The sequence below is a fragment of the Pseudomonas sp. GW821-FHT03C07 genome, from assembly GCF_059420925.1.
In genome coordinates, this window is sequence record NZ_JBWKUQ010000006.1 from 262699 (window position 1) to 276801 (window position 14103).

The window sequence follows — 14103 nt, forward strand, 5'->3', positions numbered from 1 at the left end:
GCTCCGGGCGCAGGTTCGTGAGGAAGCCTGCACCCTAGCGGTCGCCGGAGCCGGGCAGTTGTCCAGGTTCGACATCGACCTGCCCATGAGCGCATAAAGCCTCGAGCAAGGCCTGGGCGTAACCCGGCAGGTGTGCGAACGAACGGGCGCACAGCAGCAGCTTGCGCCGGGCCCAGGGCTCTGGCAGTGGACGGCTGGTAAAGGCCGCCGCGCCCGGCCAACGCTCCAGGGTCGCCTGGGGCACAATGCCGGGACCGGCGCCGCGGGCGACCATGCGCAACACGCCGTCAAAGCTGTCGGCTCGCACCCGCAGTTGCAGGCGCGTTCCCAGATGCAAGGCCTGTTCCTCCAGGTACACCGCCAGGGCGCTGCCGGCGGGCAGGCCGACCTGTTCGTGGCGCAGGGTATCGCTGAAGCGCAGATGCGACTGCTGTGCCAGGGGGTGGTCCAGGGGGATCGCCACCACCAATGGATCGTCGCAAAAGGGGCGGGTCTGCAGGTCCAGGGTGTCCACCGCATCGGAGACGATGCCGATTTCCGCCGCGCCCTGGCTGATGGCGTGGACAATGCGCAAGCTGGGCAACTCCTGCAGGTCTAGGTCGATATGCGGGTGGTTGCGCAGGAAGTCGGCGAGCCGTTCTGGCAGGTATTCGCTGATCGCCGCGCTGTTGCCCAGCAGGCGGACCTGGCCTTTCACGCCATGGGCGTACTCGGCCAGGTCCTGGCGCAGGCGTTCGGCCTGTTGCAGCATCAGTCGGGCATGCTGGGCCAGGGCCTTGCCGGCGGGAGTGGGGCTGACGCCACGGCGACCGCGCAGGAAAAACGCTGTGCCGAAGGAGGTTTCCAGGGCCCGTATCCGCGCACTGGCGGCCGGCAGCGACAAATGACTGCGCGCGGCTCCGGCGGTGATATTGCCGGCATCGAGGATATTCAGGTACAGCCGAAGGTCGATCAGGTCAAAGTACATTCATACACTCGATTCGGTACGCCGCTCCCCTAATGTAGGAGCCAGCTTGCTGGCGATGGCGGCCGTCAGGGCAATGCAAGACTCAAGGGTCTCATCGCCGGCAAGCCGGCTCCCACAGGTTGAATCTGCCTCTCATTATCCAAGAGGCTAGCTCAATGCATGACAGATTTTCAAACCCATCGCCCGGGTCCAGTCTGTCGCCATGAATACATTCCTCGAGTTTTACCAAAGCCTGGGCCTGGCCCTTTCCCTGCTGGTGCTGGGCACCTTTCTGCTGGCGGGCATGATCAAGGGCGTAATCGGCCTCGGGCTGCCGACGGTTGCCATGGGCTTGCTCGGCCTGGCTATGGCGCCGACGCAGGCTGCGGCCTTGTTGATCATCCCAGCGACCTTGACCAATGTCTGGCAACTGGCGGCGGGCGGGCACCTGTCGACCCTGCTCAAACGTCTGTGGCCGATGTTACTGGCGATCTTCCTCGGCACCGCTGCCGGCACCTGGTGGTCGGGCGGGATGGACGGCGGTCATGGGATGGCGCGGGCGTTGGGCGCCGCCTTGCTGCTGTATGCCTTGAGTGGCCTGTTTCTACCGGTGCTGCGAGTCGGTACTCGAACGGCGCGCTGGCTGGGCCCGGTCTGTGGGCTGGTCACCGGGCTCATCACCTCGGCTACCGGTGTGTTCGTGATTCCTGCGGTGCCTTACCTGCAGGCGCTGGGCTTGAACAAGGATGAGCTGGTGCAGGCGCTGGGCCTGTCGTTCACCGTTTCGACCCTGGCGCTGGCCCTCGCTCTGTTCTGGCGTGGGGCGCTGGGGGAGGGGGCCCTGGGTGCTTCATTGCTGGTCTTGCTCCCGGCGATTCTCGGCATGCTGTTCGGGCAATGGTTGCGCCAACGGGTCAGTGCCACGTTGTTCAAGCGGGTGTTCTTTATCGGCATGGGCCTGCTGGGCGGGCATCTGCTGATCGGTGGTTGATGTTTGACGTAACCGGGAACGGAGGACTCCGGCCCCGGTCTGTTTCAATCAGTCTCGTGGGTAGCTGTGCAGCGGCGTGGTATCGCCAGATGGCCACATCGAGCTTTCGGAGCCGGGCTGGTAGAAGGTCACCGTCATGCTTCGGCGTGAGATTCGTTGCTCAGAGACGACGGGAGAGACGGCGTGCCAGGAGTTGTTCGAACGCACCAGCACGGCAGAGTTGCCCACCAGTGGCTCGACCCGCGCGGCCACCGCGGCGGGGTCCTTGCCGCGCAGGATGTTCAGGCAGCCGCCATGGGCCCGATCCCAGGACTCATTGAAATAGAGAATATGCGTGACCCGTTTGTCCGGCAGGTCCGGATGGGCGCCGAGGCTGGCCCCCGGGCCGTAGTGGAAAACATTCACTTCCATCGGTGCCTGGCGCAGGTCCTGGTCGGTCAAGGCGCTGAGGGCCTCGCGATAGGCGGCGCTGCACAGATCCCGGGCAAGCCGGCGCCAGACATCGCTCAGTTCCGATTCGTAGGCAATGGCCTTGCTACCCATGGGTAACAAGGCGCGGGCCTCATACTCATAATCCTTTTCGCCGCCATAACCGGCCACGGTCTTGAAATGATCGTGGGGATAGGTCGCGGCCAGGGCGGCCGCGTCTTGCGCCGAATACAGGTTGCCGATTTCGGCCCATGCAAACGGGTCGCTCTTGAGTGCGCCGTGTTTGAGCGCCGACAGGTTCAGGATGGGTTGCATTTGTCGCGCTCTCAATTTTCTGAAACCACGCCCCAGCGAGCGCAAAGGCGCTGTGAGTTTGAAACTGTTGGAGTTTTGCAGCGTCATGATCGCCTTCTCGCTGAGCGCAAGTTGTTCTGTCAGTAGGAAGATCTGTCGCTGCCGTGCGTTGAGCTCGATATTCAGAAAGTCGAGCGTAGGTGCTGGCGGTTCTGTCAGTGCCGGGGGCTGGTTATCGCCGCGTTCAAGCAAGGTGGGCAGATGTTGCCAGAAGCGATTGAGGGCGCGGCGCGACGAGGTCTTCCCTTGGACGATGATGTTCGCGACCTGGTCCCAATAGGTGTTCAGCTCCACCGCTGCGGTTTTTAGCGACAGGGGCGGCTGGGTTTTGCCAATCCGTGAAGTGAACCATTGCACCGTCAGTTCTTCCTCTTTCGGCAGTGCATGCATCTGACCCATTTTGGCCAGTGCGGTGTACTTGCCAGTGCTCAGGTCCGCTGTGGAAAACACCGGCACGCCAAAGACCAGGGCGCTGATGGACAAGTGATAGCTGTGACCGATGACCGCTTGGGCATGGCCGAGGATCTCCGCCAGCAGTAGCGGGTCCGGCCAGAAAGGCAAGGTGATGGTGTTGGGGATACGCGTTGTCACCACCATGTGATGGTCACCCAGCACCGGGCCGATCGGCATGACCAGCAGGCGGTAGCCGGCTAACGCCTCCGGGTGTTGTTCGAACAGTTGTAAAAACGGCTCAACCACGTGAATCGACTGGATAACGATATACGGCGCACCCAGCCCGCAGGTCCCGCACAGCTTGGCAAAGGCCGCGCTGGGGTGTTGCTCGTCGATCAGGCTCGGCAGGTTAAAGGCGGTATCGGGCAGCACCTGAATGTCGGTGTTGGGGCTGAGCTCTCTCAGGCTGGCGCGTGACGGCTCATCCCGGACCCGCACACATTGGCTGTGTTCCAGCGCGAGCTTGAGCAGGGGCGTGCTCCACTCGGGAATATCATTGCAATGCATGCCCGGAGCGTTCCAGACCACCGGGACGCCATGCTGCTGGGCAATCAGCGCCGGCGATAGCCAATAACCCGTGGGGTGATGAATATCCGGGCTGGGAGGCGCGTAGCCATGGGCGACGACCTTGTCGAAGCGGATGATGAAACCACCGCCGATCAGGACGCCGTCGAGTTGCTCGGCCAATTCCGGCAGTTCGGTTAGCGAAGTAACGGTATAGGGCCACTCGGCTTGAGTTTTTGCATTGTAGGAAAAACGATGCAGTTGAACCGAGCCAAGGCGCTTGCTTAATTCGGCTTCGGCGAGGATCGGGAACAGCAAGTCACCATAGTTCTCTACATCGAAAGTGCCGAAGATTCCGATGTGCCAGGTACGTGCAGTCATTTGCATGGTGCGATTCCGTTATTGAATAGAGGATTTTCCCGGGCGGATACGTCGACGGCCTGTAAACCCAGATCGACAACCCCAAGAAAATTTTCGGCGTTGGGCAACATCTCGAAAGCCAACGGCGCGACTTGCTTTTCGATCAGTTGGGCGGTGTGTTCGATCAGCCCATCCATGAGTTTGAGGGTGATGTGATAACGACCTGCCGCCAGCTTTGCCTTGAAGGTGATAGTGATTGAAGCGCGCTGCCAGCCGTTTTCCTCCGGCTCTACCGAAAGCGCCAGGTTGGCGCCGCCGATGACCAGCAGGTGGGCTTCTTGAAGGGTGAGGCTGATCGACGGGTGGCGGACCGATGTTTGAATCCGGGCCTGGACGTGGATCTCGATATTTTCGCCGTACAGGTAGGCGGATGTCAGCGCTTGTGTATTGGTGAACACGGCGCTGCTGATATGCCCCTCAGTGGTGCCGAAGGCGATACCGTCCCGGGTGTCGAGGAAGGACTTGCGCGTGACGGCGATATTGCCTCCGGAGGCCCCGCGTCGCTGTTCATCACGCATGTCGAGCAGGTACAGCTCGGCCATGTCTTCGGGAGTACCGCTGGCAACCAGTTGGCCTTGGCGCAGGTAAATCACCCGGTGGCAGAAGCGTTTGACCAGGCTCATATCGTGGGACACGAACAGCAGCGTGGTGCCACTTTTGGTCAGGGCCTCCAGACGGTTCAGGCACTTGAACTGGAAGGCCGCGTCGCCCACGGAAAGCGCTTCGTCGACGATGAGGATGTCCGGCTCCACGCACACCGATACCGCAAAGGCCAACCGTACCAGCATGCCGCTGGAGTAGGTCTTGGTCGGTTGGTCGATAAAGTCGCCAATGTTGGCGAAGGCCTGGATCTCCTCGAAGCGGGCGTCGATCTGCGCCGACGTCAGGCCCAGGACCGCGGCGTTGAGGTAGACATTCTCTCGACCGCTGAATTCCGGATTGAAGCCAGAACCCAACTCCAGCAGGGCGGCAATCCGGCCTCGGACCTGGAGGTTGCCCTGGGTGGGCGTCAAGGTGCCGCAGATCAACTGCAAGAGCGTGGATTTTCCGCTGCCGTTGCGGCCAATAATGCCGACGGTTTCGCCTCGGCGAATTTGCAGTGACAGGGCTTTGAGCGCCCAGAACTCACGATAAAACTGCTTGCGGTTGCGCAGCAGCATTTGCAACAGGCGGTCTTGGGGAGCGTCGTAGATCTGATAGCATTTGCTCAGGTCTTGGACATCAATTGCGAAATCAAGCGACATTGGCAAGTCCGTTACACATCATACAAGCATCCTTAAAGCACCCGTCTCGTTTGCCTCGGTGCATAACCGAAAGGTCGGTGAGGCACAGTTGTTTTCGTTGTCGGCGAAAGGAGTCGTTCTTTTCTCGGCTTTGAGCGGGAGCCTGTCCCGTGTCTATCGTGTCATGCTTGCGCGACTGAGAATAAGTGATAATTGAGGCTTTCGATATATCGAATTATACCGGTGTGGCAAACAGTCTGTCTTGAAGCGCAGCGACGTGGAACAGGGCGAGTTTTGCCGGGATATTGGCGTCAATAAGCCTCTAAAAATCGTAAGTTAGTTAAGGGAAGCAACGTCTGAAGACGGAGCAGGCCAGTGTGATAATTGTGTTTGGATTAATACATTTCAGACAAAATAAAGTGGCCGTGGAATACGGCGACTGTTGAGCAAGTTTTCCATGAGGGATAGCGGTTGAAAGCCAGATCCGATGAGTTGCAGATCTTCGTGTGTGTCATCGAGTGCGGCTCGATTTCCGCCGCGGCTGAACAGGTCGGCCAGACGCCCTCGGCGGTCAGCCGGAGCCTGTCGCGGCTTGAGGCCAAGTTGGAAACCACCTTGATCAACCGCACCACGCGGCGCATGGATTTGACCGAGGAGGGCAAGTTCTTCTTCGAGCGGGCCAAGCAGATCCTGGCGCAGATGGATGAACTGGAAGAGCGGCTGTCCTTGCGTCAGCAGACGCCCGCCGGACGCCTGCGGATCAATGCCGCTTCGCCCTTCATGTTGCACGCGGTGGTGCCTTATATCGCGGAGTTTCGCCGCCTGTATCCGGATATCCAGCTGGAGCTCAACAGCAACGACCTGATCATCGACCTGCTGGAGCAAAGCACCGATATCGCCATTCGTATCGGCAACCTGGCGGACTCGACCCTGCATGCGCGCTCCCTGGGCAGCAGCCCGCTGAATATCCTCGCCAGCCCCGCGTACCTGGAGACGCATGGGATACCGGCCAGCGTCAGCGAGTTGTCCGGGCATACGTTGCTCGGGTTCACCCAGACCGAAAGCCTCAATCACTGGCCGTTGCGGCATGCCCAGGGCGACCGCTGGCAGATCCAGCCGGGCATCAGCGCGTCCAGCGGCGAGACCTTGCGCCAGTTGGCGCTGGAAGGGCAGGGCATTGTCTGCCTGTCGCATTTCATGACCCATCAGGACATTCAGGCCGGGCGCCTGCAGGTGATTTTGCCCGAGGCCAACAGTGGCTATCGCCAGCCGATTCACGCGGTGTACTACCGCAACTCGCAACTGGCATTGCGGATCCAGTGCTTCCTCGATTTTATCCAGGGCAAGCTGGCGGGTTATGCCGATCCGGTGTTGGTCGGTTAAGGCAATGCGCCGCCTGAGACCACGGCGTCACCTGTAGGCGCCGGCTTGCTGGCGATGGCGGTGGTGAATGTGGCATCGCAATCGCCGGCAAGCCGGCTCCTACAAGGACCGTGCAGAGTCAGCGTTTTACGGGGAAGTGCCGGTTGTACTCAGGCAATTCGTGATTCCTGCGCAAGAGTGAATTGGGTCATCCAGGCTTATTCGGCACGGATAAGTCTTCGATACTGGATCCATCACTGACCCCTGCACGGAGTTTCTCCATGAACGTTTTCATTACCGGCGCCGCCGGCTTTATCGGCGGCTCCATCGCCACCGGCCTGGTCAAGGCCGGTCATCAGGTCACGGGCCTGGTACGTAGCGCCGGGCAGGCCGAAGACATGCGCCAACTGGGCATTACCCCGCTTATCGGTACCCTGGATGACAGCACCCTGCTCGCTGAGCAGGCGCGTCGGGCCGATGCGGTGATCAACGCCGCCAGCAGCGACCATCGGGGTGCGGTTGAAGCCTTGCTCGGCGCCCTGCGCGGTTCCGACAAGGTGTTCCTGCACACCAGCGGTTCGAGCATCGTCGGCGACGCATCCGGCGGCCTGGCCAGCGACAGCATCTACCACGAAGACCAATTGCCCGCACCCACCGTCGACAAGGCCGCGCGCGTGGCCATCGACCATCTGGTGCTGGGCGCGGCGGCCTTTGGCGTGCGTTCGGCGGTGCTCTGCAACACACTGATCTACGGCCACAGCCAGGGTGTGAACCGCGACAGCGTGCAGTTGCCGCGGCTGCTCAAACAGGCGCGCAAGAGTGGCGTGGTGCGCCATGTCGGCACGGGCCGGAACATCTGGTCCAACGTGCATATCGATGATGTGGTGGCGCTGTATCTGCTGGCACTGGCCAAGACCCCGGCGGGCGCCTTCTACTTCGTGGAAAGCGGCGAGGCGGCGTTTTTCCAGATGACCACCGCCATGGCCCGGGCCCTGGGCCTGGGTGAACCGCAGGACTGGCCGCTGGCCGACGCCGAGGCCGAATGGGGTTATGAAATGGCCAACTATGGCCTGGGCTCCAACAGCCGGGTGCGCGGCAGGAAGGCCCGCGAACTGCTGGGTTGGGTGCCCAAGCGCACCTCGGTGACCGAGTGGATTCTCAACGAGATGGTGTGAAGGAACAGCGGGTCGATCGCTTCCGGGCCTGGGTGGCGATCAGCCCGACCAGGCTCTGGGATCTGCTCGCTTGTCTGCGCGCGCGGAGGCTTTACGACGCGGTTTTTGCGAGGCGCTTCGCGCTTTTAGTAGTGGTGGCATCTGGCTATTAAAGAATCTGCTTTCCAGGCCGAAGCGCTTTAACTCAGGTAGCCAGGAAGACCCGTCATGAGCTTCGGTAAAACCACTCCCATCTTGCGTATCGAAGACGAAGGCAAGGCCTTGGCGTTCTACGTTGACTTCCTTGGGTTCAGCGTCGATTGGCGGCACCGTTTCGAGCCCGGGTTTCCCCTGTATCTGCAAGTGTCCCGGGGGGATTGCGTGCTGCACCTGAGCGAGCACACTGGCGATGCCGCGCCGGGGGCGGCGTTGCGCATCGAAACCGACGAACTGGAAGGCTTCAGGGCGCAGTTGCTGGACAAGGCCGGCGATGCTGAACCGCTGGAGATCCAGGCGATGCCCTGGGGCAGCCTGGACATGGCGATTTACGATCCGTTCGGCAATCGGCTGGTATTTACCCACGCGATTTGCGTCTGACAGCGTCCGCCGGCTCCACAGTTTCCGTTCTGTGGGGCCTGGCGAGACAGTGGCGTTACACGCGGAAGTGGCTGACCATCATCTGCAACTGATTACCCAACCGGGCCAGCTCGACGCTGGACGCCGCGGTTTCGTCGCTGGCGGCGGCGGCCTGTTCGGACACATCGCGCACATTGACGATACTCCGGCTGATTTCCTCGGCCACCGCGCTCTGCTGCTCGGCTGCCGCGGCGATCTGCTGGTTCATCGACTGGATGTTCGACACCGTGCGGGTGATGTTCTCCAGTGAGACGCCGGCCTTGCGGGTCAGGGCGACACTGCTGTCGGTCAGGTTGCGGCTGTTGTTCATCACGTTCGCCACTTGCTGGGTACCGTTCTGCAAGGCGGCCACCAGGCCCTCGATCTCTTCGGTGGACTTCTGGGTACGCTGGGCCAGGCCGCGCACTTCGTCAGCCACCACGGCAAACCCGCGTCCGGCTTCACCGGCCCGGGCCGCCTCGATGGCGGCGTTGAGTGCCAGCAGGTTGGTTTGTTCGGCCACGGCCTTGATCACATCCATGACCGCGCCGATCTTGTCGCTTTCCTGTTGCAGCACGGTCATGGCTTCGGTCGAACGCACCACTTCGGTGGCCAGGCGTTCGATCTGGGCAATGGCCTCGCCGACCACCTTGTCACCTTCACGGGCTTCACCGTCCGCGGCGGCGGCGGCCTGGGAGGCCTGTTCGGCATTGCGCGCGACCTCCTGAACGGTGGCGGTCATTTCGTGCATCGCCGTGGCCACCTGATCGGTTTCGATTTTCTGGCTGTTGACCCCGGCGCTGGTCTGTTCGGTGACCGCCGAGAGTTCCTCGGCGGCGCTGGCGATCTGGGTGACACCATCGCGGATACCGCTGATCAGGTCGCGCAGGGTGCTGCCCATGCGCTGGATGCCTTGTTGCAGCACACCCAGTTCGTCACGGCGGGTCACCACCAGGTTGTGGGTCAGGTCACCGGCGGCAATGCGCTCGACCACACCGAGGGTCTCGCGGATCGGGCGGGTGATCTGCCGAGTGATGACCACGGCGGCGAGAATCCCGACCAGCAACGCCAGCAGCGTACTGCCCAGTTGGAAGGTGCGGGCCTGGGCGCTTTCGCTGTCGCGTCGGTCCAGTTGGATCTGATACAGCGCTTCGCTGCGAGTGACGATGTCGGTGCCCTGGTCGGTCATTTCCTTGCGCGCCTGGGCGATGCCGGCGTTGGCCGCTTTGTAGGCCTGCAAGGCGCTGCGGTAGTTGCCCAGGGCCGTCTCGAGCTGGGTCACGGAGGCCTGTTCGGCACTGCTGAAGGCTTGCGCCAGTGCTTTGAGCCCGTCGATCGCTTCGCTCAACTGATTGAAGGCTTTCTGCTCGGTGTCCGGGTTGCTGTTGGCGGCATAACCGCGCACTTCATAGCGGGTCAACTGAAACTGTTCCTTGGCCCGGGTGATGGCCTGGAAGCGTTCGAAGCGGCCTTCCTCGCCAGGCTGCATGTTCAGCACCTGGTCGTGGATGGCGTTGATCAGCTTGTTGACGGTCTCGGCGTTGTCACCCATGGTCTGGCGGGCGCCGTTGCCGGTGCGATAGGCATCGCGCATCTTGTTCAGCGATTGCTGGTATTGCGAGATAAGGTCGGCCTGCTCTTTGAGCAGCTTGAGGTTTTCCGGGCTCTTGAAGCTGCCGATCAGCTTTTGCTGCTGGGCGATGAAGGCTTCCAGGGTGACCTGCACGTTCTGTGCGGCGGTTTCGTTGCCATCGGCCAGCATATATTGCAGGCGGGCCACGCGCAGTTTGGTCAGCGAGGCGTTGAGCTGGGTGATGTCGCTCATCCAGTTGCTGCGATCGATCAGGCCGCCCAGGCTGTTCCAGCCGGTCAGGGCCAGCATGGTGGTCAGGAGCAGCACCAAGCCGAACCCCAGACCAAGTTTCAGGTTGACGCTGATATTGCCAAACCAGCTATTCATCGAATTCCTCCAGGAACGTTGTGTTGCATGCTATCGGGTGGCTGGAAGGTGTTGTTTTTGGAGCCAGCTGAATTTGTTGGTAGAGCTTCTATCGGCGGTAACACAGATAGCTGAACGATATTTTGTCATACAGCATGTTTCTGTGTTGTGGGGGCGAGGATAGCTGTGTTTGTCGTTTGGCTGTTCGTGAAGTCGGTTTCGGGTGAAAAAAAACCGGCGCTACGAAGGCACCGGTTTTTGGGGGGGGGGAGCGTATGGGGGCGTTTATTGCCCGTAGAAGTTATACAGACGCTTGCCGCCGATGGTGACACTGCTCAGGACCTTGGCCGGTGCCGGAGGTGCCGGGATTTTCAGGCCCTGGTCGACGATGACCACATTGTCCGGCGAGGCAGCCAGGAAAGCGCTCAACTCGGCTTCGGTCATCAGCACTTGTTGCTGGCGTTGGGTATAGAACACGGTCGAGGCCAGGCGCTCTTCCGGCTGGAACAGCGCGACCTGCTTGCCGTGGGCCTGCAGTTCGATGACCTGGTCGGTCAGCGGTTTGAAGGAGTTCTTGACGTCGGAGCGCGACTCCAGCGCTGCCGCTACCAGGTAGCCGCCGACCACCAGCGCCATCAGCCCCATTGCCAGGGGCCGGTGATGTTTCACCAGTTTGGCGCTGAAGGTCGAACTGGCCGAGCGTCGACGCAGCCACTCGAGGATCACCACCGAGTACTCGGCGGCGATGATGGCGGCGGCCGGAGCCATGGACATCAGGTAGACCATGCGCTTGCTGGAGGCCAGGGTCAGCAGGGTGAACTGGGCCAGGATCCAGACACTGGCGAACAGCAGGTGGCGGTTGTCCACCAGGCGTTTGCGCAGGTTCCACAGGCCCAGGTACACCAGCAGGTTCCAGGGCAGGAAGGCTTCCGGCAGCTTGGCCAGGTAGTAGTAGAACGGTTCATAGTGTCCGGCGGAGGTGAAGGAACCGCTGAAGCGGCCGACGCTGTTGGCCCACAGCACTTCGCCGACGGCCTGCAGGCCGCCGCGCTGGTAGAGCAGGCATAGCCAGATCAGCAGGGGGATCAGCCCGAGCGCGGTGAACAGCGCCGGACGCAGCCAGTCGCCAAGGCTGAAGCGTTTGTCGATCAGGCTTTGGCTCACCAGGTAGACGAAAATCACGATACCCGGCAGGGCAAGGCCCAGTACGCCCTTGCTCAGGGTCGCGATCACGATGCCGAGGGCGAAGACACACCAGACGCTGAGGCTCGGGTTACCTTTTGCGCGTTGCTCGGTGGCGCGGAAGAAGGCCAGCAGGGCCAGGGTCACCCCGAGGCTGAGCAGCGCGTCTTCGCCGACCTGGCGCGCGTTGCCCAGGTAGCTGGCCATGGTGGCGAGCATCGCGGCGGCGGTCCAGGCCAGTACGCTGGGGCGACCGATTTTGCGCAGAAACGCAAAGAGCGCAAGCACCGTGAACAGGCCGGCGAAGGCCGAGGCGAGGCGCACGGCCAGGGGCGTGCCGCCAAACAACTGGATGGCGCCGGCGTCGAGCCATAGGCTCAGCGGTGGTTTTTCCAGGAAAGGTTCACCCAGCAGGTGCGGAGTGACCCAATCCTGGGTCAGGTGCATTTCCATCGCGATCCCGGCCACCCGGGATTCCGTGGAGCCTTGCAGCTCGTGGTTACCCAGTCCGAAAAAAAACAGTAGGCCACCCAGAAGGAGCAGGAGGAGAAAGGGGCGTGTCATTCGCATAGTGATACCGAAAGAGAGGAGCGGGTCGCAAGGCAAGCTGTGGATTGGAAAAGTATACGGGGCGATTTCTCAACATATTGTGAAGAGCCGTCGCCCCAGAGTGTTCCAAGATATTTCAGTCGCCCAGCGCCTCACCCTCGCGCCGAGGATCGGCGCCGCCGGCCCATGACGACTGCCCCTTGGCATCGCGCACGCGCATGATCGCCTGGGTGCCGCTGGTCATGTCCAGCTCGCTGACGGGGTGTCCCTTGTCCTGCAATGCTTTCACCAACTGGGCTGAGAACAGGCCTTGTTCCAGTTCGGTAGGGCCATTGCGGCTGCCGAAGTTGGGCAGGTTGATAGCCGATTGCGGATCGAGCTTCCAGTCCAGCAGGCCGACCAGGGTCTTGGAAACGTACTCGATGATCTGCGAGCCGCCGGGCGAGCCGACGGTACCGAGAAACTCGCCACTCGAACGGTCGAACACCAGGGTCGGCGCCATGGCCGAGCGTGGGCGTTTGCCCGGCTCGACACGGTTGGCCACCGGCTTGCCGTTTTCACTCGGGATGAAGGAGAAGTCGGTCAGTTGATTGTTGAGGATAAAACCCTCGACCATCAGGTGTGAGCCGAACGAGCTTTCCACCGTGGTGGTCATCGACACGGCACCGCCCTGGTCGTCCACGGCGACGATCTGCGAAGTAGAAATGCGCATTGGCGAGCGGTCCGGGGCCAGGGCCACCTGGATGCCGGCCGGCACGCCGGGCTCGGCCTGGCCCAGGCTGCGCTCACCGATCAGGCGGGCGCGGCTGGCGAGGTAGGTGGGGTCGATCAGCCCGGCGACCGGGACCGGGATGAAGTCGCTGTCGGCGACATACAGACCCCGATCGGCATAGGCCAGGCGGTCGGCTTCGGCGATCAGGTGCACGGCTTGCGGGCGCGGTTCGAGACCGGCGGGGCTGGCGCTTTTCACCGGACCGAGCGCTGACAGCGCCTGGCGTTTGTCCTGGGCCTCGAGAGCCTGCAGGGTGCCGAAGATCTGTGCGATGGCGATGCCACCGGAGGAGGGGGGTGGCATGCCGCAGAGCTGCCATTGCTTGTAGTCGGAGCACAGCGGCGTGCGTTCCTTGGCCTGATAGCTTTGCAGGTCGGCCAGCGAGAGCGTTCCGGGGTTGGTGCTGCGATTGACCGCCGCGACGATCTCCTCGGCGATGACGCCCTTGTAGAGCGCATCCGTGCCTTCGTTGGCGATGCGCTTGAGCACGGCGGCCAGTTGCGGGTTCTTCAGCATCGTACCGACGGCTTTCGGGCTGCCGTCGGCATTGAGGAAGTACGCGGCCATGGCCGGCGAGTGGGGCAGGAACGGACTGGCGACGATCTGCTTGTGCAGGCGCGGTGAAATCGGGAAGCCCTGTTCGGCCAGGCGGATGGCCGGGTCGAAGAGCTTCGCCCAGGGCAGGCGGCCCTGGCTGCGATGGGCCAGTTCAAGGGCGCGCAGCACCCCGGGCGTACCGACCGAGCGTCCGCCGATCTGGGCCTGGGTGAAGGCCATTGGCGTGCCGTCGGGTTTGAGGAAGAGTTGCTCGGTGGCGCCCGCCGGTGCGGTTTCACGTCCGTCGTAGGCATGCACCTGTTTGCCATCCCAGACCATGATAAAGGCGCCGCCGCCGATGCCGGTGGCTTGCGGTTCCACCAGGGTCAGTACGGCTTGCATGGCAATCGCCGCATCCACGGCTGAGCCGCCCTGGCGCAGGATCTCGCGCCCGGCCGCGGCCGCCAGCGGGTTGGCCGCCGCGGCCATGTGCCGGGTGGCGTGTTGGGTGAGCATGCCCGTGCGATAGCCCGTGCCGATTTCCGGGGCGTCGGGCAGGCGGGTGTCGGCTGAGGCAAACGGGACGTTGCAGAGGGTGAGCGCGAGGCTCAGGGTCAGGGCGCGAAGAGGGAAGCGGCGTGATGGAAAACGTGAGTGCACTGTGTAGGCTCCT

Annotated in this window: 10 protein-coding genes and 1 pseudogene; 4 read left to right on the forward strand and 7 right to left on the reverse strand. The window is 62.3% G+C overall.

Translation table 11 applies throughout. The features are described 5' to 3' along the window. Window positions 1-34 precede the first annotated feature (34 nt). Window positions 35-967, reverse strand: a complete 933-nt coding sequence (locus AC07VG_RS14725; RefSeq protein WP_495021408.1) for a LysR substrate-binding domain-containing protein — start codon at window positions 965-967, stop codon at window positions 35-37. A 202-nt stretch (window positions 968-1169) separates the two neighbouring features. Here AC07VG_RS14725 and AC07VG_RS14730 point away from each other — a divergent pair, with 202 nt between their 5' ends. Beyond that, window positions 1170-1937 (forward strand): sulfite exporter TauE/SafE family protein, encoded by a 768-nt coding sequence (locus AC07VG_RS14730; RefSeq protein ID WP_495001335.1) that lies wholly within the window; start codon window positions 1170-1172, stop codon window positions 1935-1937. Window positions 1938-1985: 48 nt separating this feature from the next. Here the strand turns inward: AC07VG_RS14730 and AC07VG_RS14735 are convergent, their stop codons facing one another. Together AC07VG_RS14735 and AC07VG_RS14740 are read right to left on the reverse strand one after the other, a co-directional pair. Further along, window positions 1986-4064, reverse strand: a complete 2079-nt coding sequence (locus AC07VG_RS14735; protein ID WP_495001336.1) for a polysaccharide pyruvyl transferase family protein — start codon at window positions 4062-4064, stop codon at window positions 1986-1988. Then, window positions 4055-5341, reverse strand: a complete 1287-nt coding sequence (locus tag AC07VG_RS14740; RefSeq protein ID WP_495021409.1) for an ABC transporter ATP-binding protein — start codon at window positions 5339-5341, stop codon at window positions 4055-4057. Before AC07VG_RS14740 ends, AC07VG_RS14735 begins: the two co-directional genes overlap by 10 nt. Before the next feature lie 450 nt (window positions 5342-5791). Between AC07VG_RS14740 and AC07VG_RS14745 the strand changes: the two genes are divergently transcribed. The 3 genes from AC07VG_RS14745 (at window position 5792) to AC07VG_RS14755 (ending at window position 8433) form a co-directional block, all read left to right on the forward strand. Beyond that, a complete protein-coding gene (locus tag AC07VG_RS14745; RefSeq protein WP_495001338.1) occupies window positions 5792-6703 on the forward strand; it encodes a LysR substrate-binding domain-containing protein in 912 nt (303 codons plus the stop codon). Window positions 6704-6963: 260 nt separating this feature from the next. Next, window positions 6964-7857, forward strand: a complete 894-nt coding sequence (locus AC07VG_RS14750; protein WP_495021410.1) for an NAD-dependent epimerase/dehydratase family protein — start codon at window positions 6964-6966, stop codon at window positions 7855-7857. Between the two features lie 207 nt (window positions 7858-8064). Then, a complete protein-coding gene (locus AC07VG_RS14755) occupies window positions 8065-8433 on the forward strand; it encodes a glyoxalase superfamily protein (protein ID WP_495001340.1) in 369 nt (122 codons plus the stop codon). 55 nt (window positions 8434-8488) lie between these two features. Here AC07VG_RS14755 and AC07VG_RS14760 read toward each other — a convergent pair whose 3' ends face one another. The 4 genes and pseudogenes from AC07VG_RS14760 to ggt form a co-directional block, all read right to left on the reverse strand. Next, window positions 8489-9352: a methyl-accepting chemotaxis protein gene (locus AC07VG_RS14760; protein ID WP_495001439.1), complete on the reverse strand. Its 864-nt coding sequence runs from the start codon at window positions 9350-9352 to the stop codon at window positions 8489-8491. 39 nt (window positions 9353-9391) lie between these two features. After that, window positions 9392-10411: pseudogene (locus AC07VG_RS14765) on the reverse strand (methyl-accepting chemotaxis protein); the annotation flags it as partial. 264 nt (window positions 10412-10675) lie between these two features. Next, a complete protein-coding gene (locus AC07VG_RS14770; RefSeq protein ID WP_495021411.1) occupies window positions 10676-12142 on the reverse strand; it encodes an ArnT family glycosyltransferase in 1467 nt (488 codons plus the stop codon). A gap of 115 nt (window positions 12143-12257) precedes the next feature. After that, window positions 12258-14090 carry a gamma-glutamyltransferase gene (ggt, locus tag AC07VG_RS14775; protein WP_495001342.1) on the reverse strand — a complete coding sequence of 611 codons (1833 nt, stop codon included), beginning with the start codon at window positions 14088-14090 and terminating at the stop codon, window positions 12258-12260. Window positions 14091-14103 lie beyond the last annotated feature (13 nt).